The following is a 25,899-nucleotide window of genomic DNA, read 5'->3' as shown; positions in this document are numbered from 1 at the left end:
GATTCCCACCGTCCCGGTTCCGCCTATCGGATCGGCATCCTCCGATTGGAGGGACCCGGAACGGTTGACTCGGGGACAGCTACCGCGTCACGTCGATGAGCCGATGGCCGGACAGGCCGACGAGCCAGCGTCTCGTGACCTTGTAGCCCGGATAGAGGTCGGCGAGGGCCTGGGCGTAGAGCGCCTGCTGCCCGTAGTACTCGTCATGGAGGCGTTCCTCCCATTGCTCGAGCCCGAACTCATCGTCCTGCCGTTCCTCGCGCCTGACCCGGTCAGTCTTGTAATCGAACAGCACGATACGCCTGTGCTCGTCGTCCACGTAGTAGCCGTCGATGACGCCACGCACCACGCGCTCGTCCTCGTCGTCCTTGCCCGTGGGCGTCTCGCCCATGAGGATCCGCGCCTGGTCGGCCGTGGCCAGCAGGGCGAACGGGGCCTCGCGGAACAGGCGGTCACGGTGACGGCGGATGCCGTCCGAGAGCCGTCCGACGCCCTCACCGGTGCCGGACGTGAACCAGAGCATGCCCGCGAACAGGCGCGAGGAACCGATGCGTTCGGCGGCCGCATGGGAGATGACGCCCCGTTCGTCGAGCAGGCGTATCACGCGGCGCAGCTCCCCGGCGCACAGGTCCCTGTCCGCGGGAACGCTCCAGTCGAACAGTTCGAGGACGTTGTGCACCGCGGTGCCGAGCTCGGACGCCGTGAGACCCGCCCCCTCGCCGGCCATGAAGTCCGGCAAAGGCAGGGACGAGAACCGCCGCCCGTCAACGTCATGTTCGCCCGTCTCAAGGCGGTCCGCGTCATGAGCGCCCTGGCCGTCCGTATCTCGTTCATCCGTCTGGTCGTCGATGTCGTCGGCTTCCGTGGACACGACGGCTTCGTCGGTCGTGTCCGGGACGGTGCGCGTGTCCTGGATCCAGTCGCGTATGCCCGAGGCGTTGACCGTGGCCGGATGGCGTTCCGGCAGGTCGGCCTCCGGGTCGAGGAACCTCTCCGCGCTCGGGCGCATGTCCGCGTACTCCATGCCCTCGGCGTCCGCCCGCGTGACCGAGGTCACGTCGATCGGCTCATGGTCGGAGACCACGGTGAAGGCATGCTCGCCAGGGAGTCCGGCGACGACCGGGTCATGCCCCAGGTCAGACGGCATGCGCACGCGCCACGTGTCCGTGCCGCCCGCGCACTCGGGGTCCGCGGGATTGAACAGGGTCCCGGGATCCAAGTCCGGCGTGTGTTCGGCGGCCAACCGCAGCGCGGCGAGGATCCAGGCCAGGTAGGACACCGAGCCGCCCGCGACCCACCCGGGATCGACCCGATCCGGATCGTCCGCGGAAATAGTCATCTTCCCGCAGAACGAACCCAGGTCTGCGATCCCGGAATCGTCATCCGGGTCGTCCTTGCCGTGTTTGGGAGTCCATGTGCCGGCGATGATGAGCTTCTTCTCCGCGCGGGTGAGGGCCACGTACAGCAGGCGCAGCTGTTCGCCGATGTCCTCCCGGCGTTCCTCGCCCACCAGCAGGGCGCGTTGGAACGTGGCCACCTTGACCTGATGGGCCGTATCCACGAGGTCGCACGCGGCCAGGGCACGGTCCGCCGCGTCGCCGAGCTTGGCGGAGGACAGGACCTCGAATTTCGCCCGGTTACGCTCGTTGACCGGGTTCGACTGGGCGTCCATGAGGATCACGGCCTTCCACTGCAGGCCCTTGGACCGGTGGATGGTCGTCACATGCACCGCGTCCCGGGTGGCCAAGGCTCCGGTCTCCTCCGAGACCTGGCTGTCCTTGGATTCGGCCCAACGGTCCGCGGCGTCGAGGAACGCCCGCACGCCCCGCTCCCCCGCGTCCGCGAACGCGCGCGCCTTGCCGGCCAGCTGCGCGAGGTTGGCCTGACGGTTCGCGCCGTCCGGCAGCAAACCGCAGTACTCATGCCAACGGGTCCGCCCGTACACGTGCCACAGGAGCTCGTCGACCGGATGCGTGGCCGCATAAGCGCGCAACGACTCCAGCAGATTCAGGAACCCGGCCACGTCCCGCCTGTCCCGGTTTTTCTCCAGGAGTTCGAGGAACCCGCTGCGCAACGGTCTGCCGTCCCCGTCCCGGTCCGCGGCGCGCATGGAGGCCAGGTCCTGGTCCGTGAACCCGTTCGCGCGCAGCAGGGCCACCATGGGCGTATCCATGTGCGGGTCGTCGATCACACGCAGCCAGTCCAGGGCGATCAGGATCTCGGGTTTCGCGTAGAAATCGCCCACGCCATCGACCTCGACCGGGATGCCCGCGCGCACGAGCGCGTCATGCAGCTCCCCGAACAGGCCCTTGGACCGGGCCAGCACCGCGATATCCCCGGCCGAGTACCGTTTCCCGTCCCTGTCGCCCGGGATGGGCGTGCCGATCAGCGACCGGATGCGGCGCACGATCATGTCCACCTGCTGCTGTCCCGTCGCCACACGCGGGATCACGGCACCGCCATCCCCGCCCTCATCATCCGGACCGGAGCCCGCGTCGAGCTTGGTGCGCACGAGCAGCTCGACCGCGTCGGGATGATACCCGTACGGCGGCTCCCCCTCCTCCACCTTCGGCGGCAGGATACGGAACCGGTGCGAGGCCACGCCCGTCCCCGAATCCCGCCCGCCGTCCAGAGGCGTGTAGTCGGCGCCGCCCATGTCACGGCGCATGAGACGGTCGAACACCGTGTTGACGAAATGCAGGATCTCCGGCACCGAACGATGATTCTCCTCCAACACGCGCATATGCTCCGGCGCGCTCAAGGCGACCTCGTCGTTCTTGCGTTGGAACTCGTCCGGCCGCGCATACCGGAAAGCGTAGATGCTCTGCTTGATGTCGCCCACCATCGTGACCTTGACGGCCCGCTCGCCGATCCGGTCGATGATCGCGTTCTGCACCGCGTTGTTGTCCTGGCACTCGTCCACATACACGTACCGCCACTGGCCGGCCAGACGCCCCACCGCAGCATCGACCGCCTTCGGGTCGATGGTCGGATCCCTCTCGACGCCCAACGCCTTGGCGCACCAGTGGGTCACGTCAGAGAACTCCGCGACCTTCATCCTGCGCTTCTCGGCCGTATACGCCTCGTCGAACAGGCGGACCAGCGCGGCCAACGTGTCGATACGACGGGCGGCGACCACGTCGACCGCATCCACCTGGACGGCCGGCCGGTCGCACCAGGACAATGGTTCGCTGGCCAGCTTTTTGATTGTCCTCAACAGTTCGCGACCGTCCGCAGCCGACTCCGATTCCTTGTCAAGCCAGGGGAACAACTCGCCGGAGGCAATCGTCGTCTTCAAAATCTGCTTGGGCATGCTCTTCGCCGGCAGGAGCGCAGCCCGGAACTCGTCCCAGGTGCCGGTCTCATATGCCGCGATGCCCCGATCGATGACATCGAACAGCGGCTTGAACATCTGATCGGGGAAGGCCATCAGTTCATCGGCCGTCCGATGGCCGCTGTGCCCGGTCTCGAGGGCCCGGAGATAATCGGCCACCTGTCGTCCAGCTGCCTCGACGCGGCTTCGCCAATCATCGACAGCACGGTCGATGAGCGGGTTGGCTCCTTGCAGCGGTCGACGATCCGCGAACCCCGTCCGGTACAGGGAGGACAAATCATCCAGCCAGGCCATGCCCTCCGGCTTGGACTCGGCCTGATCGTACAGTCCGAGCATCTCGACGCGCAGCTTGTCGTCCTCCTGCGGTCCGCCGACGTTGTCCAGAAGATCCAGGAACGCGGCATGATCCACCGTGACCGTACGATCGCCGAGCATGATATCCGAACGACTGAAATCCGGGTCGTACCATTGCTCGAACAGGTCGTCGAGCACGCGGCCGCGCAACTGGCCCAGCATGGCCGTGTCCGCCATGATCGCGTAACCCGGGTCGATGCCCAGCATGTCGGCGTTGCGGTCCACGACGTACTTGTTCAAAGCGTCGATGCTGCTGATCTGCACGGCCGGCAGCTCATCCAACGCCTTGGAGAACACCGTTTGGGCGAACCGGGCGTCCGCCGGGCTCCTCCTGATCATCAAGGCGAGATCACCCTTGTCACCACCGATACGGAAGCCACCGTCACAGGGTTCGGGGTGGTCCTCGGGAGCCCGCAGCCACTGTTCGGCGGTCTTCGCGTAGTCGATGGCGAACCGCAGGTTGGCGTCCAGCTTCGAACGCAGTTCCTCGGACGCGGCGATCGTGAACGTGACGATCAGCGACTGGCGGATCGACGCGCCCGGGTCCGGGTTTCCCCGATCGTCACGGCTGCGTTCCAGCAGGTCGATCATCACGTCCTGCAGCAGGCGCGTGGTCTTGCCCGTGCCCGCGGACGCGCTGATGAAATACCGGTTGCCGGCATCCGGCACGGACCGGCTCGTTTCGTCCCTCATTGTTCCTCTCCGTTTCCGTCCGTGATCCCATCGTGTGCGGTCGAGGCATGTTGCCCTGCCTCGTGTTCCAGATCATCAAGCGTCCTGGGCGTCTCGTAGCGCCAGGCGAGTCCGTCGATGAGATCCAATGCCATGATGTCCTTGAAATCGCTGTACTTGGTGCCGTCCTCGGTGGTTCCGTCGTCCTTCGTCTTCAGATACGGGTTGACCCGCAGGTCGCCCATGAGGATCCGTGAGCAGGCGTCCTTGATGAGAGCCTGCACGTAGTCCAACAGACCGTCCAGTTCTCCCGGCTCCACGACGGCCGTGGGCAGCGAGGTTACGGACCCCCTGCTTTTGCCCTCCGGTTTCGGCCGCGCGCTCCACGGTCCGACAAGGCAGCCCATGTCCCGGATGTCAGCGATCTTGTCCGGCAGACTCATCTCGATGGAGTCCGCATCGGACGGTTCTCCGCCGAACAACGCCATCCGGCCGCCATCCCCGGCCGCCGACTCATGGATATGCATGTCGGCCGGCTTGGCTTTGACCCAGTCGGATACGGCGATAGGCATAAACGCCATGCCTATGACCGACCTCGGGGCTTGTGCCGGCGAATCGGCCGTATGGTCCCGTTCCGTATGGTGCAGCACGGCGTACGCATAGGTCAGCAGCTGCAGCTCGCGCCCGTAGTACACCTTCGACCCGTCGCCCTTGGGGAAGAGTGTGTGATTCGAGGATTTGTAGTCGATGACGAACGAGCCCGAACCGCCCGGCATGCCGCACGAGACCGTGTCGATACGGTCGACCTTGCCGCGAATGCGCACCGTGACTGCACGGGCCTTCCCGTCGCCGTCCGGCACCTCGATCACATGGGTGATCGGCTCCCATGCGCCCTTGGTGCGGCCGATGTCACCGAACTGGCGTTCCGTGTACTCCGCCGCCACGGTCAGGCCTCCGGCAGGCTTGCCGTCGATCAGAAGGTTCTTCTCCCAGTCCTCGAACGTCGCCTGCAGACGGGTGGCGAACAGGCGCAGGTCGCTCACGAGCTGCTCGTGCACGGCCTTCATGCGGTTGCCGGACTGCAATACCCTGAACTCCGGGTTCTCCCTGAGCAAGCTGATCATGGGGATCTCCAACCCGTCGAACGGGACGGGCTCATACTCCAGGTCGGACAGGAGCCCGATCAGTGCGCGTAGATCCTTGCCTGTGCCGTCGGTGTTCAGGTAATCGGCGGGTACGCCCCGCAACGCCTCGGCCTCGTCTACGGTTTCGCCCGCCTTCCGGCGCAGCCGGTCGAGCGCGATGGTGACACCGACCGCGCGTTGGAGCACGGCATGGTAGAACGAGCCCCTGATGGCCGGTGTCAGGCCGAACGGGTCGTTCTCCTGCAAGCCCAGACCCTTGGTCAGGAAGAACTCGAACGGGTTGGAATAATACGTCTCGATCGTGGAGACGGACACGTCGATCACCGGACGCCTGCCGCGGCCCGGCTTGGTGAACAGGCTCAGGGCCGTCTCCGACGTGATGCCGGACCGGTCGCGCGCCACCAGCCACGAATCGTCCCTCCCGCTCTCGGCAGACCCGTTATCGGAGCCATCGGCGTTCCTAGAGGTCTCGTTGGCATTCCCATCGGGCAGGTCGTCGATGGTCCGGGGTCTTGTCCGGGGCTTGTCGGGATGCTCACGGTTGTAGTCCGCGTATTTCTCGTCGGGCACGCCGGGCAGGAGACGGGAGACGAGGCGAGACAGGGCCTGCGCGGTGCCGGCCGTGCTCCTGGGGCACAGGAACGTCACCTCGCCCGCATCATGCAGCACACGGTTGAACGCGAGGATCTCGCGTCGGGCCATGCCATGCACCGACCGCGCCCTGAGACACGCGGCCTCCACCCGCCGCCCCTCATGCTCGAGCAGGCCGGCCAATGCCAGACGCTCCCTATCATCCAGGAGGCCCGTCTCGCGCGGGACGGCCGGCAGACCGGTCTCGGTGCAGCCTAGGACGATCACATGCCGGTACGGGCGCATCGGGGTCGGGAAGCCGGTCACATCCACCGCGTTCGACGCGGGCGGCAGACCACCCGCGGGCATGCTCGCCAGCAGGGTCATGAGATTGTCACGGAACGTGGGACGGAAATCCGCGAACGGCAGGTCGCCGAACCGTTCCGCCAACTCGTCGAACTGGCCCATCAGCACACGCCACACCAGCTTCGCGGACTCCGCCCTCCCGTCAACGCCATCGTCCCGCACCGGGATGATCCTGACGCCCAGTGCATCCAGGCAACGGACCATGGCTCCGAGGGCCTCGCGGACCGTGGTCTTTTTGGCGCGGTACCGCCATTCCGGGGCGAACACGGGGCCGGCCAGCCTGACCATCGCCCGGATCGCATGGACCGCATGACCTGTCGTCTTGTCCCTCGTGTCCTTCCATACCCACGCCGGGTCCTCCGCGCGCAGCCTCGCATCCAATGCGTCCAGCTCGTCGGGCTCCACCCGGTATTCGTCCGCCCGGATCAACCCGGTGCGGTACAGGCGCAGCACGACCCCCGCATCGGGCAGCTCCGCGTACAGACGCGCGTCCATCAGATCGGACAGGAACACGGCCAACGGCTGGTCGGCCAGAGTCGCCACGGGCACCGCGTTGATCGAGATGCCCCGACGGGAGAACACCGCGCCCAGCATCGCCCGGTACGGCGCGAGATCACGCGACGTGACCAGAATCTCCGAAGACGGAGTCCCACCCTTGAGCAGGTCACGGACCAAGGCCGCGGCGGCCATGAGCTCCGCCGTCTCGTCCAAGGCGGAGAAGGCATGGAACCGGTCCGACGCATGGCCGTCATCCGCATGCTCGAACATCAGGCCGGGCAGCACCTGGTAATTGCCGTCAGACGGCTTGCCGCCAGCCAATTCGACGGAGCCATCACCGACCGGCTCCTCCCCGAGCACGGCGGCCATGACATCGGACCGATACCCGTCCTCGGCCACGGCAGTGACATGCGCATGACGCCGCATCACATCCAGAAGCCGGGCCTCGGCCGGCGCGGGATCCTCGAACCCATACAAATAGACATGCAGGCGGCCACCCAGCTGCTCCACCCAATCCATGGCGTTCACGGCACCGCCACCGACCAGGACCGGATCCGGGCCGAAATCCTCGCCCACATACCCCATGAGCCGGCCGACAGCCTTCAAACGCTGCGAATCGAAGGAACCCACGTCCGTGCCCGTGACGCCCGTGTTGGCGAGCTCGACCAGCTGGTCCGCGTACTGGCCGATGGAACCGAACACGTCGCCAGCCTCGCGGAACGCATCCGTCGTGTCATGGCGCATGCGACGGGCGAGCCCGGCACGCAACACGAATAAACCCGTGACCGACCTCACCGGCCGGTCGTTGTCCGCATGGTTGCCGACCACGGAACGCACCAGACTCGACGGCGAATGCACCTCCACCGTCGCCCCAGGCCGCCCGGCAGGATGTTCACGCAGCAGTTCCAACGCGCGACGCTCCACATACGGGCGCAGACGGGCCGGAGTGAGCACCACATACCGTTCACCATCCCCGCCCGCGGCCATATCACCGATGGCCCGTCCGATGAGATCGTCCAACGTACGCGGCCTCAATGCCGCATCATCACCGACAGTCATAGGAACTCCATTCCCTCCAGACCAGATACCGACAAACCTACACCCGCACGGCACGCCACACGGCCCGCATCCCAAGCGGACGCCTCGCATGCCCCGGGCCACGCCGCCATGATCATTTCTCCCCGAAGAACAGGTTGATCAGCGCGAGCACGCCGACGATGACCAGGAACAGCACCAGATGGTCCAGACCCCAGTCGATGACCCCGGAGACCACCTGGCCCACGGGCGTGTTCAGGAACACGCCGAACAGGATGAACGGCAGCAGCAGCACGCCCAGCACGATTCCCACAAGCATCATGAACTCGAACATTTCCTCTAACCTCCATTCACGCGGTCCCGACTCTCGGAACCGTCTCTCGGTTTTCCACGCCGCCACGGTCCGGCATTTCCGAACCCCTTTCCGGCGACCTATCCCCAACAACCGGACAACTCATAATCCCGTCGCCGATGGGTCGGGGCGAGTACATTGGCATTGAGATCGCATACAGGACGAAGGAGTTGGGAATGATCCCGGAACAGTACAGGAGCCAGCGGGTCGGATTGACCGGATACCGGGTGCTCAACCTCGATCTGGACGGCGTATGCGCCGACTACAAGGGGGCGCTGCGCGACTATCTGGTCCGTCACGGTCTGATGGACGCGTCGACGGTACCGTCGAACGACCGGTATGAGCTCACCCGGGAATCCGGATGGCCGTTCGATACGCTCGATGACTACATCGAGGCGCACAAGGCCGCGGAAAGCGAGCACCTGTACGCCACGATGAAGCCGATCGACGGCGTGACCCACGCCTTGCAGCGGTTGGCCGACGAGCATGTGTACATCCGCATCGTCACCCATCGTTTGTTCGTCTCCGGACAGCATCGCATGGTCGTCGCGGACACCGCGGAATGGTTGGATGAGCAGCATATCCCGTATATGTCGTTGTGTTTCACCGGGTTGAAGGACAGCATGCAGGCGACCGTATGCATCGACGATTCCCCCGCCAACATCGAGACGCTGCGCGCGGTAGGCCAGCATGTCGTCGTGTTCGACCAGCCGTACAACCGCGAATGCAAGGGACCTCGGCTGTACGACTGGAGCGACGAGTCGGTCGACCGGCTGCTTTCCTGGTTCGACCAGTGGCCGGAAGAAGGCCGTACGAAGGAGGAGGGAGCGGACGATGACCGGTAACGTGCAGAACGTGCAGAACGTGCAGAACGTGCAGAACGTCGGCATAAGTTCGAGGGACATACTCGGAAGCCCCTGGGACGAGCAGGACGACGCGTTCCGTTGGAAGTGCGCCATGCTGTTGCTCGGCCAGGACACGTGGATCGAACGTCGCGTGGAAACCGTGACGTTCACCGAGCAGGGGACTACGCGACGGAGCATCAGCTTCGACTTCCTAGTGCCCCGGTCCATGCGGCTGCCATGGCGCGAGAACGAGACCGATGGAACCTTGGTGGCGGTGCCGCTCACGTTCCTGGGCAAGGGCGATCTGATCCACGCCGATGTAAGCGTGGCCGGCGGAGATCCTGTTCCCTTGCTGAGGCTGGATGACAACAAGGACATAGCCGTCGCGGCGCTCGACTACTGCTTCGAGCAGGTCGAAGACCATGATCGGCTGCTGGAACTATGTAAAACGTTGGCGCGTCAGTGGCCTGATGGGGATGCGTCCTTCAGCGTCCAAGCCGCCCATACCGGCATCGTCTGCAGCCCGGTGGACGTGGATGATATCAACGGGAGCCGCAGGCGCAGGATCAGGGACATATTAGGCAGGCTCTACCCGTCATCCGCGACGGGTGCCATCGACAGGACCGTCGGCTCCGAGCACGGTCCTGTGCACACGGGAGCGGACGATAAGTACCGGTCGCAGACCCGATCCGCCGAGACCCTGCTACATGCCTTGGAAGACTATGTTGCCGACGCACCCGTGCCGGAACGGACCGATGCGCTGACGACATACCTGCTGCTGCTCTCCAGTCTGTGCGAAAGCTACGTGTGCGTCGCGCTCATCCCCGAGGATCAGGTGAACGGCAGATGCCTCGTCAAGCTGTCGTTCGACAGCAGCTATCAGGAGTCCGCGTGGGACCGGTACATGCTGCCGTCCTCGGAACAGCTGGACCTGTCGTTCCAGACCGATGCGGCGCAATCCACGCATATCGAGATCAATCCGATCGGCGGCGGCAGCATCGCGCTTGCCGAATGGAATCTGCACGGCGAACGACGCCCTCGCATCCGTTCCAGCGTCGCCGCCGGCAGAGTGCATATCAGCGCAGGGAAACGCGACTTGCTACCGTCCCTTCACTTGCACCTGACATTGCTGAACAAACTGCCTGCCATCCTGGCGAACTGCGCATGGTCCCTGCTGCTGCTCATCGGCTGCATAGCCAATATCGTCGTAATCAACGATCCGAAGATAATCGAAGCGATACCCGATAAGCTCGGCAGCGTCGCGGACATTCTCGCATTGCTGTTCACCCTATGGGTGGCCCGACGCATCAACTCCTTCGACCATTCCGTATCGCAGGACCTGACCAGGTATCCGAACATCCTGATCTCCGCGAATCTGCTGGTCACCTCACTGTCCTGCATGCTGGTGGGTGTCACCGCGATGTTCGATGGCTTCGCCGTTCCAGCGCTGGTGCTGTCCATCGTCTGCGCCGTGCTGTCGCTGGCGCTATCGCTGCCGGTGTTCCATGGACTCGTGGTGTGGATGCGATGCCACAACGGAATCCCCGCCTATCACCTGAAGTCCGGGGAAAACAAGATCGTCGTCAGCAAACGGAACGTCACCTTCCTGCGTGACAGCGGAACGGTGCCGCTGCCGCAATACAACGGCGGATACCTCGAGAAGAACCAGTCGAATGAGCACTTCGAGATAGACGAGAAGACGCGAAACCTCATTGCCAAGGATGAGAAACGACGGAACCATTGGAAGCGGACCCGCGTCTTCCTTGACCGGCATGTATTCGGCGACGATAATTCCCGGAGCTCGAATCCCTCGTTGTATCCCGCCGACCACAGCCCATATCTGGTGTTGGAAGGCACGGGGCATGCCGGACCGTCGTTGGAAGCCAAGGCACGATTCGTGGCCGTCCGGTGGCATTCCGACCCGTTGGCGTGATGCCATGAGCGGCCGAATCCACGGCTGATCGGGTGGATGCCGAAGATTGTCCGGTTGACATCAGTGACGAATATGGCGGGGCAGGAAACGCCGCCCCGTCAACCGGACACATGCCGCCGGAAAGACGGCAGGAAAGGAAGCCACCATGAACATCTTCACCATCGCAGTGCCGCACGCCACCGCCGAAAAGCATGTGGGACAATACATAGCCCATGAGCGTCCGGACGGTAGACTGGATTTGTTTCCGTCCGACAGGAGGGACTATGACGACAAAGTACAGCAAAGAAGCTTTTGAACAGGGGAAATACCATCAGCTGTATTCTCTTCTGAACAACTACTTCTCGGGGGTCCTGGACAGGTATCCCGCCCTCACCGGCGCATATGGTGGCGACGCGGACGCATGGGCCATGAAGTTCATCTTCACCAACACCAGAGAGCCCATCGATTCGCTGGAATATGACAAAAACTGCAGGAACCCGAAGCTCATCAAGTTCATGCAGTCCTGCGAGACGAACGAGGAGTTCGAAGAGCTTGTCATCGGCGAGGCGAAGCATTGGCTGGCCGACTTGTTCGACCGGACCGAATTCGGCAAGACCAGGCGTGTCCTCGAAAAGGACATGGAGGAATCCACGGACATACGTTTCGTCAAGGAGCCGACAAACAATTGCTGGCATCTGCTGGAATGTACTTCGGCCGGCACGGCTCTCTCGGAGGACGAGCTCCGTCCGACAGCCTTCCGGCACAGGAACCGGATCAAATGGCCGGCCGACGTCGAATATGACAAGGTCCGACGCAGGGAGAGGAAGAACCGGCCGCCGCTTCCACGGCGACAGATCGTCGATTGCCTGCACGATATCCTGCTCAAGGCAAAGGGATCCGTGGAGATCAACGTGCTGACACGGCTCATCATCGGCCTGCATCCCTACATGGTTCGGGACGGGTCCGATGCCATACCCTCGGTCACCTACGAATTGAATTTCGAGAACATGGCCTATAACGACGGCAATTACGCCGAAAACGACTTTATCTACCGATGAACGCGGAGGTGAATCATGGTAGAACACACTTCCGGAGCGGAGAAACGCTCCTTCGATTTTCCCGCGTCCGCGATCCCGGCCGAAGTCATCAACATGGAGGATCCGGAATACATTGCGCGTCGGCTTGCCATGCCGGTGGCCGCAGGACAGCTGTGGATGGCTAAGACGAAGGGAGAAGCCCAGTATGTGCTGATCACCGCCGTGGACGGCGAGGACCCACGCACCATCACAGTCATCCCGCTGAGCAACAACACCGCGGAACGCACCGACGGCTCGTTGATCGTCGATCGCACTCCCCTGGGCATGCCCATGGTCGCATGGCCCGCACTGGCGACCAGCATCCCCGTTCGCGTACTGTTCAAACCGTTGGACGAATTCAATCCCCAAACGACCGAGGCCCTTGCCGCCGACCATGCCGATGAGAAGCTCGGCATCAATCGTGCCACGGCCCCTGACGATCCCATGGAATCCGCGGAACAGGAAATCCATGAGATCGAACACAGCCTGGAATCATGGCATAAACTGTGCGCCGACCTGCCGAAGTTGCACGCCGACCGGACGGCTGCCGAGCATTCCGGCGACGAACTGGCGGCCTACGCCGATGCGCTGAAGAACGTGCTTCACTTGACGCCCGGACAGCGCATCGCGGTGAGCCGCGGCAAGGCGCTGACCGACGAGCAGCAGAGCAGGATGGCCGCCGCGGGCTTCCCGGAGTCCCCGTACAACCGTCCGCAGGTCGACGACGATTATCTGGTCGAGGTCGAACAGCCCCGCTGGCGCGCGGCCGCGAACGCCCTGGCCGCGAGCGGCGTGACCGGGGATCCGCGTGAACGGCTGGCGTACAAGGCCCAGTTCGAACTGGCCGCCAGGGTCAACGGCCATGGCGTGGAGGCGCTCAGGGGCGCCTTGCACAAGGCCGCCGCGACGGTGCTGGCCGATCCACGGGACTGACATCGGGCGGCGTGCTGCGACAGAACGATGGAAGATCTCCTTCAATACCGTCATAGGGTCGATAGCCAGGCGCGAGCCATGCTCGCCCTGGCCTCATCCCGGCATCCGGGGTTCCCGCCGCCGGCCGGAACCGACCTCGGAATCGTCGTGGAACAGTGGAAGGACGACGTCGAGATTACGTACGTCGATTCGATCGTGGACAGTGACAGGATCGACGACGACTATGCCACGGTGGACGACGATACCGAGAACGATCTGCTGGGATTGTTCAGCCTCACCATCGAGGACGGAGAACGAAGTCACATTCAGGTGCAGTTCAAGCCGGACGATTACACGGTCCGCCGCAATTTCACCTTGATGCATGAGATCGGCCACTATCTGCAGCAAACCGATGACGATCTGGCCCGCACGCTTGAGCTCATTGCCGATCCGGCCGAGAGCAAACGGTTCGAGGAGGCTTCCTGCAACCGTTTCGCCTCCCTGGTCCTGTTGCCGGACTCCTACGTGGAGTCCGTGCTCCATGGCGAACCGGCCAACGCGGCCAACGCGACCCGTGTATTCGACTTTGGCAGGAAAAGCCGGTCAAGGGTGATGCGCGCATCACGGCCGGTGGTGGCCCACCGTATGGTCGATTTCATGCCGCGCCCCGGCATTGTGACCTTGATCCAGGACGATTCCGTCAGCGTGCGCGCTCACACCGACGGCCACGTCGAATACAAGGATGCGCTGACCCCGACGGAACGGGCCGTGATGGATCGCCTCAGCATGGAGGACGATCCGTGTTCGCCGCATTTCTATCCGCTCACCCTGTCCGACGGGGAGGAGGCCCAGGCCTCCATCGCCTTTTCCCAGGGCCAGGCCCGGAACCACTTCATCGTGGTCGAACAGAACGAGCAGGATCGCCCGGCGACGGAACCGGCCGCGATACAGGACGCCGCGGGCGCGGCGCGGGATTCCGGCACGGATACCATGAAGGAACACGACAACAAGGATAGTGGAGGAACGCAGCGCATGGACGCCTACGGCATGATCGACAACCGGACCTCGCTGGTGAAGGACGACCTGGTGCGCGCGATCCGTTCCGGCAGCCGCGTATCGGTGGCGGCGTCACTGTTCTCGATGTACGCGTACCGCGAGTTGAGCGAACAGCTCGAACAGGTGGATTCGTTCCGGTTCCTGTTCACTTCGAAGGCCTTCACGAAGGACCGCACGCCCAAGGAACGCCGCGAATTTTACATTCCCAGGATAGGACGAGAGCAGAGCCTGTACGGCACGAACCTGGAGATCCGCCTGCGCAACGAGCTGACGCAGAAGGCCGTCGCATTGGAATGCGTGGACTGGATCCGGCGCAAGGGCGTCCGGTTCATGTCGTTCGACGAGGAGACCGGATTCCCCCGATTCCTCGCCGTCGAACGGAAGGACGGCGACTCGACCGGATACCTGCCCTTCGACGAGTTCTCCACCACCCAGTTGGGCGTGACCAGACATGCGGCCTCCTCACCGTACACGTCCTTCGTGATGAAGCAGGATACCAACCAGACGCGCGGCCTGCTGGCCACGTTCGACCAGGTATGGAACGGCCGGCAGGTGCATGACGTCACGGAGGCGGTGATCGACGGCATCGAGCGCATGTACCGGGAGAACCCTCCGGAACTGGTGTACTACAAGGCCCTGTACCGCATCTTCAGCGAATTCCTGGAGGACGTGGACGAGGACCAGCTCGCCAAGGAAGGCACCGGGTTCAAGGAGAGCCGGATCTGGAACATGCTGTACGACTTCCAGAAGGACGCGGCCCTGTCGATCATCAACAAGCTGGAGACGTACAACGGCTGCATCCTGGCTGACTCGGTCGGTCTGGGCAAGACGTTCACCGCGCTGGCGGTGATCAAATACTTCGAGTCGCGCAACCGCAACGTGCTGGTGCTGTGCCCGAAGAAGCTCAAGGACAACTGGGTCACATACCGTTCGAACGCCACGAACAACCCGATCGCCGAGGACCGTCTGCGCTATGACGTGCTGTATCACACGGACCTGAGCCGCACCAGGGGCGACACGATCATGAACATCCCGGTCGACCGCATCAACTGGGGCGGCTACGACCTCGTAGTGATCGACGAGTCGCACAACTTCCGCAACGGCACCGATTCCGCCGTCAAGACCGACAGCAACGAGAACCGGTACAGGAAGCTCCTGGACAAGGTCATCCATTCCGGCGTGCGCACGAAGGTGCTGATGCTGTCCGCGACGCCGGTCAACAACCGGTTCCGCGACCTGGAGAACCAGCTCGCCCTGGCGTATGAGGGCAACGACGACGACTGGACCGCCAAGCTCGGCCTGTCCACGGACATCGACAACGTGTTCCGCAACGCGCAGAAGGCGTACTCGGCATGGTCGAAGCTCGACCCGGAGGAACGCACCACGGCCAACCTCATGGACCGGCTCGACTTCGACTTCTTCAAGGTGCTCGACCAGGTGACGGTCGCCCGCAGCCGCAAGCACATCCAACGCTACTACGACATGAACGCGATCGGCCGGTTCCCCGAACGCATGAAGCCGGTCAGCGTCAGGCCGAAGCTGTCCACCGACCCGGACGCGGTCGCCTACGACCAGATCTACGACGAATTGGACAAGCTCTCGCTGGCCCTCTACATGCCGTCCGAATTCGTGCTCGAATCCCGCAAGTCGAAGTACTTCGAGGGCGAGGACGAAAGCCTGACCACGGGCGGCCGCGAGACCGGCGTACGCAAGCTCATGGCCACGAACCTGCTCAAGCGGTTCGAGAGCAGCGTGCACTCGTTCCGTCTCACACTGGAGCGCGTGCTCGGCTACATGAAGGACACGGTCGAGGTGATCGACCGGTACGAGAAGTACCGCGGCGAGCATCGCGACCTGAGCATGTTCAAGGACATCGACGCCGACAGCTTCGACCGGGGATTCGACCTTGACCAGGACGACGACGAGCAGATGGAGTTCACCACGCAGGGCAAGAACCGGTTCGCCCTGTCGGACATGAACTGGAAGGACTGGCGCCGCTACATCCAGGCGGACATCACCGTCATCGAGGGACTCCTGTCGATGATCAACGGGATCGACGCCGACCATGACGCCAAGCTCCAGCAGCTGTACCGCACGATCCGCGAGAAGGTCGATCATCCCATCAACCCGGGCAACCGCAAGCTGCTGGTGTTCACCGCGTTCGCGGACACCGCCGACTACCTGTACGAGCATGTCGCCGCCTATGCGAGGACCTTGGGGCTCGAGACGGCGGAGGTGACCGGAGCCCGGCCCGGCCGCTGCACGCTGAAGAAGGTCGGCGGCGACATGGGCGACATCCTCGCCTGCTTCTCCCCCATTTCCAAGGAACGCGAGCAGACCGCCCCCGGGCTGCAGGGCCAGGACATCGACATCCTGATCGCCACCGACTGCATCTCCGAAGGCCAGAACCTGCAGGACTGCGACATGATGGTCGACTACGACATCCACTGGAACCCCGTGCGCATCGTGCAGCGGTTCGGCCGTGTCGACCGCATCGGCTCCCGGAACAGGTACATCCAGCTGGTCAACTACTGGCCGGACGTGGACCTCGACAAGTACCTGAAGCTCAAGGACCGCGTCGAGGCCCGCATGCGCCTGACCGTGCTCACCTCCACCGGTGACGACGACTACATCAACGAGAACGAGCAGGGCGACCTCGCCTACCGGACCCGCCAGCTCAGGCAGATGCAGACGGAGATCCCCGACCTGGAGGACGTGGAGGGCGGCATCAGCATCACCGACCTCGGTTTGAACGAATTCCGCATGGACCTGGTCGAATACCACCGCCAGAACCCGGACATCGAACGCACGCCCGACGGCATCGATGCGGTGGTCGAAGGCGACGAGCCCGGCATCATGTTCGTGCTGAAGAACGTGAATGAGGGCGTCAACACCAGCGGCCGCAACCATCTCCACCCGTACTACCTCGTCCACGTGGGCAGCGACGGCACCATCCGCCACGGTCACCTGGAGCCCAAGGCGTGCCTCGACCTCATGCGCATGCTATGCAAGGGACGGACCGAACCGGACGACAAGGCATGCCGGACATACAACAGGATGACGAGGAACGGCAAGGACATGAGCCGCGCATCCCGACTGCTGCAGGAAGCGGTCTCGGGCATCGTCCAGACGGACTCGCAGTCCGCGGCGGACGGGTTCCTCGCCACCGGCATGGCCGACTTCCTGGCCCCCACCATCCAGGGCCTCGACGATTTCGAACTCATCTGCTTCCTCGTGATCCTGCCCCGGAAGACCGGAAAGGATCCGCGATGAGCGGCATCGAACACTGCGGCCCCATCTCCGCGACCGACATGGGCCTGCCCAGCACCACCGCGGTGCCGGCCGGCCGCGGACACCTTCCCAAGGAGGGCTTCTACCGGAACATGGACGTGCCCGCCGCCCTGCGACGACGGTTCGTGTCCGAAGCGGAATCGTTCGTCATGCTCGCCCAGGTCAACGAACGCTCCACCGGGATCCCCGCCGGGAAGGCCGTGAACAACATCTTCGTGCTCGGCATCGAGACCAAGACCGACAAGCCGCCGATCCAGGTCATGGAACACATCGCCCGGTTCTACGGCGAGCAGACCGGCTACAAGACCCGCATCCTCTTCATGTGTACCTATGAGGGCGAATGCACGCTCGCCGTGTTCCGCAACGCCAACGTCGCCCAGGGCCTCATGGAAGGCCATGTCTACACGGTCGAGAACGTGAACTTCACGCAGGAGTCGGTCCGTCTGGACGAGCATGACCTCGATCATGCATGGGACGCGATCTGCGCCCAGGTCATCCTCGACGACGCGAACCCCGAACAGGTCGATCACCGCATCGCGGTCGACAACCGGATCAAGGCCCTCACCAAGGAGATCGACCGTCTGACCAAGGCCCATGCCAAAGCCCGGCAGATAGCCAAGCGCAACACCCTGTGGAACCAGCTGCGGCAGGCCCGCCTGGAGCTCAAGGAGCTGGAAACCGGCATTTGATCGAATCAGGGTCTCGGCATCGCCACTTGGACGATACCGAGACCCTGTGGGTTAGTCACCGAGCTTGTAGGTAGTTCTCGGATGACGTTTGCCATAACGGCTTGTCACGAAACGACCGGTGATCGCGGACTTGTAACGTCCCTTGCCGGCCCCGCTGCGGGCCCGTTGCTTCTGCGATGCGCTTCTCACTGCCATATCCACCTCCTTTCACGCGAGTGGACCTATACCTTGCCTATCCTGTGATAGGATAACATTGTTTTTCCGGTTTCAGACAAAAGATAGAGAGCGGCAACATGTCCATTCAACCCGATTTTGCCGATAATGGCCGCGTATTCACCGAGGAATCCGCGGATAAGGAGTTTGAACGTATTTTCGGTTTTTCCGCACAGGTGTTGAGAAACGCGGCATTGGCGGCGTTGCGCAGCGCCCGTGAAACGGACGATTTGCACTCACAGCTCAGCGCGGCAGGATCGCATTTCTACCATCTGCTCGTGGAAGATGTTCGCGCCGAGGTGGATACCCTTGATGATTGGAGCGCCAACCGGGATGACGACAACCATACCTCGCCGAGGGCCCACCGATCGGATGGGCTGGCTTTGGCATTCGCACAGGGAACTGCGGCGACTGGGCACATCACCGGATCTCCCCGCCCAAGGAAGCCGCTCGGGACTTTCACGCTACTGGAGTTACGGCAAAACATGAACTGCGATCCACAGCAGTTGGAGTTCCCGGAACTGTCCGAAGCGGTCGAAGAGCGACCGCAAACATTGTGGCTGCTGCTGTTCCACCGCGATACGGCCAATGAGGCTGTCAGCCTGGAGGTGTCGCTGCCCACAGGCGTGAGCGATGACGGTAAAATTTTGGGTTGGGACAAGCGCATCGTGCTTGGCGAGATTGGTTCGAACGATCAGATCGTGGAGGTTCGAGAAGATGAGCGCGACGAGGGTGACGGCACTGCCATCGCCATTTCCGCACGCTGACGTCACTCCCCGCCCGCCGCTTGATCCGGAACGCATCCGCTGCGCTCGTGAGACCGCGGGACTCAGCAAGGTGCAGTTGGCCGATCTTCTGCAAGTGACCTCGCGCACCATCACGAACTACGAGGAGGACGGGGCCCCATCATCCCAGGTGACGGCGTTGAGCAACGCGCTGGACGTCATGCCCTCGTTCTTCACGGTGCTGCCCGGCTCCCCCATAATCGAGGATCTCAGCGAGGAGCAGGTATGGTTCCGTTCGCTGCGCAAGTCCACGGCCCGGCAACGCAGATCGGCGGTCGGCCATGGCAGAAACGCCCTGTTGTTCTTCCACTGGATCGATCGCCATTTCCGGCTCCCCGGCCGTGCGTTGCCGACCGATGACGGAACGGCATGGAGCCCCCGCGAGGCGGCCGAAGCATTGCGAGGTGATTGGGGGTATGGGGAAAACCCGCTTCCCGATATGACCGGTCTCGCCGAGGCACATGGCGTTCGCCTGTTCAGCCTGCCTTCCGTGGGCAAGGAAGTGGACGCATTCAGTTTCGTATTCGATGCGATACCATATGTGGCCGTCGACACCTCGAAGACAGCGGAACGCGTGCGGTTCGATATCGCGCACGAGCTTGGGCACCTGCTGTTGCATGCTGGCTCGTTGTCCGAAGGGGCCGTCAATCGTGACGTGGAATCGGAGGCGCACGACTTCGCCGCGAATCTGCTGATGCCGGAACGGCGCGTGAAGGCGGTTATTCCGTCGCACGCCGGCATTGCCGACATCATCAAAGGCAAACGGTACTTTAAGGTGTCCGCAATGGCGATGGCCCGTCGTGCGCACCAGCTGGGCCGGCTCTCCGACTGGGAGTACCGTCAGACGTGCTCGGCCCTGACGGCGCGCGGATACCGTTCCGCCGAACCGGATGGCATTGCCGCCGAACGTTCCAAAGTGTTCCCATTCGTCGTCCAAACCAATCACGGCAAAGGCATTTCCTCGCGCACCATCAGCGAGGAAACCGGTCTGACCGTGCGGGAACTCCATGATCTGTCTTTCGGAAATATCCTCGCCGTATCCAACGGCGGCGGATTGTCCGGTTATGACTTGATGCAGGGGAAGCCACGGCTGACGCTGCATGTGAACCATCAGTTTGAAGGCTGACCGGAATAACCAACCGGCAGCCGAACCGACAAAGGAGGAAAGGGATGCCAGAGCGTATCGAGGCAGTGACGCCTGACCTGACGAAGGAAAACGTGGAGAAGATCCTCGCGTTGTTCCCGAATGTGGGCACCGAAGTGCAAGACCCGGAAACCGGTGAGGTCAAGCGAGCGATTGATTTCGACGCATTGCGCGACCAGCTTGGTGACGTGGCCGAGGGGATGCGCGAACGCTACCAGTTCACATGGCCGGGTAAGCGTGCCGCTAAGGAAGAAGCGCGCCGTCCGATTGCCAAGACGCTGCGCCCGATTAAGGAACGCAGCAAGAACTGGGATGACACCCAGAACCTGTATATCGAGGGCGACAACCTCGATGCGTTGAAGATTCTGCGCGAAACCTACGCCGGCAAGATCAAGATGATCTACATCGATCCGCCATACAACACGGGACATGATTTTGTGTACCATGATGATTTCTCGCAAAGTGCTGCTGAATATACCGAGAACAGTGGCGCATATGATGGCGATGGTGGCCGCCTTGTATCCAACCCCGAGTCCAACGGTCGCTTCCATTCCGATTGGTGCAGCATGATATATCCACGTTTACTGCTTGCGCGGGATTTATTATCATCTGATGGATCAATTTTCATTAGCATCGATGATAATGAGCACGATAATCTTTTAAAGATTTGTGATGAAATTTTTGGAAATACTAATTTTGTAGCGGATCTTTCTGTACAAGTAAATCCTCGCGGTAGGAACCTAGATAGATATATTGCAAAAACGTGTGAACCAGTTGTCATCTATGTAAAGGACTACAACAATCCCGACTGTCTTAGTCTGATCGCAAAGGATGAGCGCATGCTTTCGGAGTATGACCAAGAGGATGAAAAAGGACGGTATCGTTTAATCGGGCTTAGAAACCGCAATCAAGCTTTTAATCCAACTACACGTCCTAATCTTTACTTCCCTCTTTGGATCAATCCGAATACAGGCGCAGTGTCCACACAGGAAAGCAACGAATACTGCATTAAAAGACTTCCTCTTGCCGGTGACGGTACGCCAACTTGCTGGACTTGGTCCAAGCAAAAGATCAACAACGAGAAGAGTTATCTAATCGGCAGGGAATCGTCAGAAGGATGGAGAGTATTCCGCAAAGATTATTTGGATGAAGGAATAGCTGGTTTGACTATGGCTAAGTCACTTCAGCAGGATGCAGAATTCAATAATGATTATGGAAAGAAGCGTATTAAGGAACTTTTTGGTTCGAATATTATGAGTTTTCCGAAGCCGCCGGCTTTGGTCAAGCGCTTCGCTGAAATAGGAGCAAGTACCGATTGCTTCATCTTGGACTTCTTTTCAGGTTCTGCGACTACTGCCGATGCGGTGATGCAGTTGAACGCCGAGGACGGCGGCAATCGCAAGTTCATTATGGTGCAGCTGCCTGAAGTCTGTGATGAAAAGTCGGAGGCGGCGAAGGCTGGTTATCACACGATTTGTGAGATCGGAGAGGAACGCATTCGTCGCGCCGGCGAAAAGATCAAGGCTGAGGTGGAGCAACAGAATCAGCAGCTTGAGCTGGGCGCCAAGCCGAAGCAGGTGCCAGATATCGGGTTCCGTGTGCTGCGCGTGGATTCCTCGAACTATCAGGATGCGCGCCGTACTCCTGAGGAGACGGTTCAGGGCTCACTGGATGAGTTGATTGACGTGGCGAAGTCGGACCGCGAGGGCTTGGACAAACTGTTCGAATGCTTCCCGACGTTCCAGTTGCCGTATGATTCCGCGATCGAAGTGCTGGACTTCCCCGCGTTCGCCGGTCATACGGTGTACAGCGTCAACGGCGGACAGCTGGTCGCCTGCTTTGATGCGGAGATTCCCGAGTCGGTATTGCGTGGCATGGCTGCTCTGGATCCGAAGCCTTCGTATGCGGTGGTCGCCGAGGCCGGTTTGAAGAACAGTCAAACCGTGACGAACTTCGCGGAGATCTTCAAGCAGGCGGCGAACGCCCAGCAGGGTTCCACGCAGATTCGCATCATCTGAGGTGATATCGCATGAAATTCGAGTTTTCGAGATACCAATATCAGACCGATGCGGCGAACGCCGTGTGCGATGTGTTCGCGGGCCAGCCCATGCAGCATAAAGTCAGCTACATTCGAGACGTGGGTGTGTGGAAGAAGCCGGAGCCCGTCTTCAAACCCGAGGCCGAACAAGGTGAGCTCGGTCTGGGACAGGCCCAAGCCAAGCAAGGTACCTTGCAATCCGCTGACGAGCTTGACGACACCGGCTACCGCAATGGCGACCTGGAACTGTCTCTCGAGCAGCTGCTGCATAACATCCAGGCCGTTCAGCAGCGTCAGGACCTGATCGCATCCAGCCAGCTGTACCAGGGAAACGGTGCCGTGGAACTGGATGTGGAAATGGAGACCGGCACGGGCAAGACGTTCGTGTACACGAAGACCATCCTCGAACTCAACCGCCGATACGGTTGGTCGAAGTTCATTATCGTGGTCCCCTCCATCGCCATCCGCGAGGGCGTGGCGAAATCGTTGGATCTGACCGACGAGTACTTCTATACGTCCGGCGCGGATAGCGGCGAGGGATATGGCAAGCACATCAAATGGTTCGTATACAACTCGGCCAATTTGAACGAACTGGATACGTTCGCCCAATCCTCTGACATCAACGTGATGGTCATCAACATGCAGGCATTCAACACGTCCATGAAAGAGGACGGTCGCAGCAAGGATGCCCGCATCATCTTCTCCGAACGCGATGATTTCGGCACTCGAAGGCCGATTGACGTGATTGCCGCAACGCGTCCGATCATCATCATGGACGAGCCGCAGAAGATGGGAGGCAAGGCAACCCAGCAGGGCATCAGCCTGTTCAAGCCATTGTTCGTGCTCAACTATTCGGCCACGCACAAAGTCAAGCATGATCTCGTGTATTCACTAGACGCTTTGGATGCCTATAACCAGCGGCTGGTCAAGCGTATCGAGGTCAAAGGCATTGAACTGGACAACATGCGCGGCACCGACGGATACCTGTACCTGCAAGACATCATCGTCAAGCCGAACCGGGCGCCCCAGGCACGCATCGAATACAAGAAGACGTCCGCAGCAGGCAGCGTGGTCAAGACGACCGCTACTTTCGACGTGAACGACGATCTATACACGGCGTCCGGCGAGTTGGAAGCGTACCGCGACGATTGGCGTATCGCGCCTGACGGCATCGTGCCAGACCAGCTCAGCGAGACCGGCCTCGGCTACGTGCGGTTCCTCAACGGTACCGTGCTACGGCGCGGAGAGATCCTCAACGACGGTGCCGAAGAGGACCTTCGCCGCATCCAGATCAGGGAGACCATCAAGAGCCACCTGGATAAGGAGGCCATGCTGTTCTCGCACGGCATCAAATGCCTGAGCCTGTTCTTCATCGACGAAGTCGCCAAATACCGGTGGTACGACGACAACAACGAGGAGCAGCCCGGCGAGTACGCGCGCATGTTCGAGGAGGAATACGACTCGTGCGTGCGTGAATGGCTCGACTCTCATCTGGACGTGGATGGCGGCGGATATCGTGATTGGCTGCGCAACACCAATGCCCATGCCGCCCACAACGGCTATTTCAGCATCGACAAGCGCAGCGGCCACAGCATCGATTCGAAAACGAAGGGCAAAGAGAAGGAAAGCGACGACAGGGACGCCTATGACCTGATCCTCAAGAACAAGGAACGGCTGCTGAGCTTCGATGAGCCGACCCGGTTCATCTTCAGCCATTCCGCGTTGCGTGAGGGTTGGGATAATCCGAACGTGTTCCAGATCTGCACGCTCAAGCACTCCGATTCCGAGACCGGCAAACGTCAGGAAGTCGGTCGCGGTCTGCGTCTGTGCGTGAACAAGGACGGTGTGCGCCAGGATGTGAATGCTCTGGGTGCGGATCAGGTGCAGGAGATCAACCTGCTGACCGTAATCGCCTCGGAAAGCTATGCGTCGTTCACCGATTCGCTGCAGAAGGACATCAGCCAGGATCTGCGTGACCGTCCGGTCAAGATCGACAATGCGTTCTTCTCACGGATCACGGTACCTGCCAAGAAGCTTGGCCCGTCCTATGAAGGCGAAGAACCGGTCACGTTCACCGCGGAGGAGTCCAGGAAGATCTACGTCACGCTGGTCAAGCATGATCTCGTCGACTTCAACGACAAGTTGACCGATACGTATCGGGAGAACCATCTCGATGACGCCACGAGGCAGGATCTTGCCAAGGTGGTTTCACCGGAGAAGATCGACGCGATCCAATGCTCGCTCGACAGCGTCCTCGAAGGCCTGACCTCGGTACTGATCGGCAACGCGCTCAAGAAGAAGGTGCTCAGCAATCCCCTCAACGAGAACTGGGACCGCAAGGAGTTCCAGGAGCTGTGGAAGCGCATCAACCACAAGTACGCGTACACCGTCAACTTCGATGACGACGAGCTGATCGGCAAGGCGGTCGAGAGAATCGATAAGGACCTGGTCGTCTCCAAACTGTCGTACACGATCACACGTGGCCTGCAGAAGCAGGAGGCCAACCGTAACGAGCTGGCCGCCGGCGAGCATTTCTCGCGCGAATCCACCAGCAGCGGCAACGAGATGAAAGTAAACGTCTCCAATGGCGTCGCCTACGACCTGCTTGGAGAGATCGCGCGCGGAGCCTCGATCACCCGACGCTGCGCCGCGGAGATCCTCAAGCGGATCAGCCCAGCCAAGTTCCGCATGTTCGCGGACAATCCGGAGCAGTTCATCGCCAAGGTCTCAAAGCTGATCGTCGGCGAAAAGGCCACCATGATCGTGGACCACATCCGTTACGACCGCATCGAGGGCAAATACGACGCCAGCATCTTCACCGCGGGCGGGAACGTCCGCGAGGAAGCCCAGGCGTACCGCGCCCGCAAATGCGTGCAGGACTGGGTGTTCCCGGACGGCACGGCCAAGGAAAGCGTGGAGCGCCGCTTCGCCAGGGATCTCGACGCCGCCGAGGAGGTCGTCGTCTACGCGAAACTCCCCCGCGGCTTCCAGATCCCCACGCCGGTAGGCAACTACGCCCCCGACTGGGCCGTCGCCTTCCGTGAAGGCAACGGCATCAAGCACCTGTTCTTCGTGGCCGAGACCAAAGGCACAATGGACTCGCTGGAACTCCGAGATGTGGAAAAAGGCAAGATAGCCTGCGCCTCGAAGCTGTTCAACGACTTCCACCTAGCCGGCGACGACGTCCACTACCAACAAGCCGTTACCTATAAGGCCCTTCTTGACCAGGTGAAAGCACTGTAATAACAAAACAATGATGGTCTGGTGATCGGTTTGCAACGCATAGACGATCACCAGACCGTGTAGCAAATAAATAGTATTCAAAGGAGAATCAATGAAGAATAGCTACTATTCCCAAGATCTTAGTGTTTTTCTAAATGAAAATACTCAAACTATATTCGGAATCATTAATCAAAATAAGACCACTAGCGATACCGCAGAACAAGCCTATGCATGGAATGAAGAAATCGAAATCCTCCAGAGGGAACTCAAGAATCTTGACGATGGTCGCATACTTCTAGAATATGTTATTCCACGAATGGGCAAAAGGGCTGATGCAATTCTCTTATATAGGAATATCGTCTTTATTTTGGAATTCAAATGCTGATCAAG

The 25,899-nt window shown here is 61.4% G+C and carries 16 protein-coding genes; 12 read left to right on the top strand and 4 right to left on the bottom strand.

All coding sequences use genetic code 11. The annotated features are described in order from the left end of the window. Positions 1-79: 79 nt before the first annotated feature. The 3 genes from JS536_RS08845 to JS536_RS08835 form a co-directional block, all read right to left on the bottom strand. The gene (locus JS536_RS08845; RefSeq protein ID WP_214356637.1) at positions 80-4,381 is read right to left on the bottom strand and encodes a UvrD-helicase domain-containing protein; all 4,302 of its coding nucleotides are present in this window, start codon (positions 4,379-4,381) and stop codon (positions 80-82) included. After that, positions 4,378-7,998, bottom strand: a complete 3,621-nt coding sequence (locus tag JS536_RS08840; protein WP_214356636.1) for a PD-(D/E)XK nuclease family protein — start codon at positions 7,996-7,998, stop codon at positions 4,378-4,380. Before JS536_RS08840 ends, JS536_RS08845 begins: the two co-directional genes overlap by 4 nt. 112 nt (positions 7,999-8,110) lie before the next feature. Further along, positions 8,111-8,296 (bottom strand): hypothetical protein, encoded by a 186-nt coding sequence (locus tag JS536_RS08835; RefSeq protein ID WP_214356635.1) that lies wholly within the window; start codon positions 8,294-8,296, stop codon positions 8,111-8,113. Between the two features lie 200 nt (positions 8,297-8,496). Between JS536_RS08835 and JS536_RS08830 the strand changes: the two genes are divergently transcribed. From JS536_RS08830 to JS536_RS08800, 7 genes are all read left to right on the top strand, one after another. Continuing rightward, on the top strand, positions 8,497-9,171 hold the full coding sequence (locus JS536_RS08830) for a hypothetical protein (protein ID WP_240544338.1): 675 nt from the start codon (positions 8,497-8,499) through the stop codon (positions 9,169-9,171). Beyond that, positions 9,161-11,104: a hypothetical protein gene (locus JS536_RS08825; protein ID WP_214356633.1), complete on the top strand. Its 1,944-nt coding sequence runs from the start codon at positions 9,161-9,163 to the stop codon at positions 11,102-11,104. The genes JS536_RS08830 and JS536_RS08825 overlap by 11 nt, the downstream gene beginning before the upstream one ends. Before the next feature lie 145 nt (positions 11,105-11,249). Then, positions 11,250-11,399, top strand: coding sequence for a hypothetical protein (locus tag JS536_RS08820; RefSeq protein WP_214356632.1), 150 nt, complete (start codon positions 11,250-11,252; stop codon positions 11,397-11,399). Further along, positions 11,368-12,141 carry a hypothetical protein gene (locus JS536_RS08815; protein ID WP_214356631.1) on the top strand — a complete coding sequence of 258 codons (774 nt, stop codon included), beginning with the start codon at positions 11,368-11,370 and terminating at the stop codon, positions 12,139-12,141. Before JS536_RS08820 ends, JS536_RS08815 begins: the two co-directional genes overlap by 32 nt. A gap of 15 nt (positions 12,142-12,156) precedes the next feature. Then, positions 12,157-13,092: a hypothetical protein gene (locus tag JS536_RS08810; RefSeq protein ID WP_214356630.1), complete on the top strand. Its 936-nt coding sequence runs from the start codon at positions 12,157-12,159 to the stop codon at positions 13,090-13,092. 147 nt (positions 13,093-13,239) lie between these two features. Next, complete coding sequence (locus JS536_RS08805; RefSeq protein ID WP_214356629.1) at positions 13,240-17,400, top strand: helicase-related protein; 4,161 nt, start codon at positions 13,240-13,242, stop codon at positions 17,398-17,400. Further along, positions 17,397-18,107, top strand: coding sequence for a DUF4391 domain-containing protein (locus JS536_RS08800; protein ID WP_214356628.1), 711 nt, complete (start codon positions 17,397-17,399; stop codon positions 18,105-18,107). The genes JS536_RS08805 and JS536_RS08800 overlap by 4 nt, the downstream gene beginning before the upstream one ends. Before the next feature lie 51 nt (positions 18,108-18,158). Here the strand turns inward: JS536_RS08800 and JS536_RS08795 are convergent, their stop codons facing one another. Beyond that, complete coding sequence (locus tag JS536_RS08795; RefSeq protein WP_214356627.1) at positions 18,159-18,302, bottom strand: hypothetical protein; 144 nt, start codon at positions 18,300-18,302, stop codon at positions 18,159-18,161. 98 nt (positions 18,303-18,400) lie between these two features. On the opposite strand from JS536_RS08795, the gene JS536_RS11885 reads away from it, so the two are divergent. The 5 genes from JS536_RS11885 to JS536_RS08770 all read left to right on the top strand — a co-directional run bounded on the left by JS536_RS11885 (position 18,401) and on the right by JS536_RS08770 (position 25,894). Next, complete coding sequence (locus JS536_RS11885) at positions 18,401-19,087, top strand: hypothetical protein (RefSeq protein ID WP_240544337.1); 687 nt, start codon at positions 18,401-18,403, stop codon at positions 19,085-19,087. After that, on the top strand, positions 19,038-20,231 hold the full coding sequence (locus tag JS536_RS08785) for an XRE family transcriptional regulator (protein ID WP_214356626.1): 1,194 nt from the start codon (positions 19,038-19,040) through the stop codon (positions 20,229-20,231). Before JS536_RS11885 ends, JS536_RS08785 begins: the two co-directional genes overlap by 50 nt. 44 nt (positions 20,232-20,275) lie before the next feature. Continuing rightward, complete coding sequence (locus tag JS536_RS08780; RefSeq protein WP_214356625.1) at positions 20,276-22,267, top strand: site-specific DNA-methyltransferase; 1,992 nt, start codon at positions 20,276-20,278, stop codon at positions 22,265-22,267. 11 nt (positions 22,268-22,278) lie between these two features. Beyond that, complete coding sequence (locus tag JS536_RS08775) at positions 22,279-25,530, top strand: DEAD/DEAH box helicase family protein (protein ID WP_214356624.1); 3,252 nt, start codon at positions 22,279-22,281, stop codon at positions 25,528-25,530. 91 nt (positions 25,531-25,621) lie between these two features. Next, positions 25,622-25,894 carry a hypothetical protein gene (locus JS536_RS08770; protein ID WP_214356623.1) on the top strand — a complete coding sequence of 91 codons (273 nt, stop codon included), beginning with the start codon at positions 25,622-25,624 and terminating at the stop codon, positions 25,892-25,894. Positions 25,895-25,899: the final 5 nt, after the last annotated feature.

This window comes from Bifidobacterium sp. SO4, assembly GCF_018555355.1.
Classification (GTDB): Bacteria; Actinomycetota; Actinomycetes; order Actinomycetales; family Bifidobacteriaceae; genus Bifidobacterium; species Bifidobacterium miconisargentati.
This window is presented reverse-complemented; position numbering and strand designations above follow the sequence as displayed.

What these genes read in the sequence shown, in the direction of transcription:
- JS536_RS08845 (WP_214356637.1), bottom strand. Translation starts at nt 4,381, where the DNA reads ATGAGGGACGAAACGAGCCGGTCCGTGCCGGATGCCGGCAACCGGTAT.
- JS536_RS08840 (WP_214356636.1), bottom strand. Translation starts at nt 7,998, where the DNA reads ATGACTGTCGGTGATGATGCGGCATTGAGGCCGCGTACGTTGGACGAT.
- JS536_RS08835 (WP_214356635.1), bottom strand. Translation starts at nt 8,296, where the DNA reads ATGATGCTTGTGGGAATCGTGCTGGGCGTGCTGCTGCTGCCGTTCATC.
- JS536_RS08825 (WP_214356633.1), top strand. Translation starts at nt 9,161, where the DNA reads ATGACCGGTAACGTGCAGAACGTGCAGAACGTGCAGAACGTGCAGAAC.
- JS536_RS08820 (WP_214356632.1), top strand. Translation starts at nt 11,250, where the DNA reads ATGAACATCTTCACCATCGCAGTGCCGCACGCCACCGCCGAAAAGCAT.
- JS536_RS08815 (WP_214356631.1), top strand. Translation starts at nt 11,368, where the DNA reads ATGACGACAAAGTACAGCAAAGAAGCTTTTGAACAGGGGAAATACCAT.
- JS536_RS08810 (WP_214356630.1), top strand. Translation starts at nt 12,157, where the DNA reads ATGGTAGAACACACTTCCGGAGCGGAGAAACGCTCCTTCGATTTTCCC.
- JS536_RS08800 (WP_214356628.1), top strand. Translation starts at nt 17,397, where the DNA reads ATGAGCGGCATCGAACACTGCGGCCCCATCTCCGCGACCGACATGGGC.
- JS536_RS08795 (WP_214356627.1), bottom strand. Translation starts at nt 18,302, where the DNA reads ATGGCAGTGAGAAGCGCATCGCAGAAGCAACGGGCCCGCAGCGGGGCC.
- JS536_RS11885 (WP_240544337.1), top strand. Translation starts at nt 18,401, where the DNA reads ATGTCCATTCAACCCGATTTTGCCGATAATGGCCGCGTATTCACCGAG.
- JS536_RS08785 (WP_214356626.1), top strand. Translation starts at nt 19,038, where the DNA reads ATGAGCGCGACGAGGGTGACGGCACTGCCATCGCCATTTCCGCACGCT.
- JS536_RS08780 (WP_214356625.1), top strand. Translation starts at nt 20,276, where the DNA reads ATGCCAGAGCGTATCGAGGCAGTGACGCCTGACCTGACGAAGGAAAAC.
- JS536_RS08775 (WP_214356624.1), top strand. Translation starts at nt 22,279, where the DNA reads ATGAAATTCGAGTTTTCGAGATACCAATATCAGACCGATGCGGCGAAC.
- JS536_RS08770 (WP_214356623.1), top strand. Translation starts at nt 25,622, where the DNA reads ATGAAGAATAGCTACTATTCCCAAGATCTTAGTGTTTTTCTAAATGAA.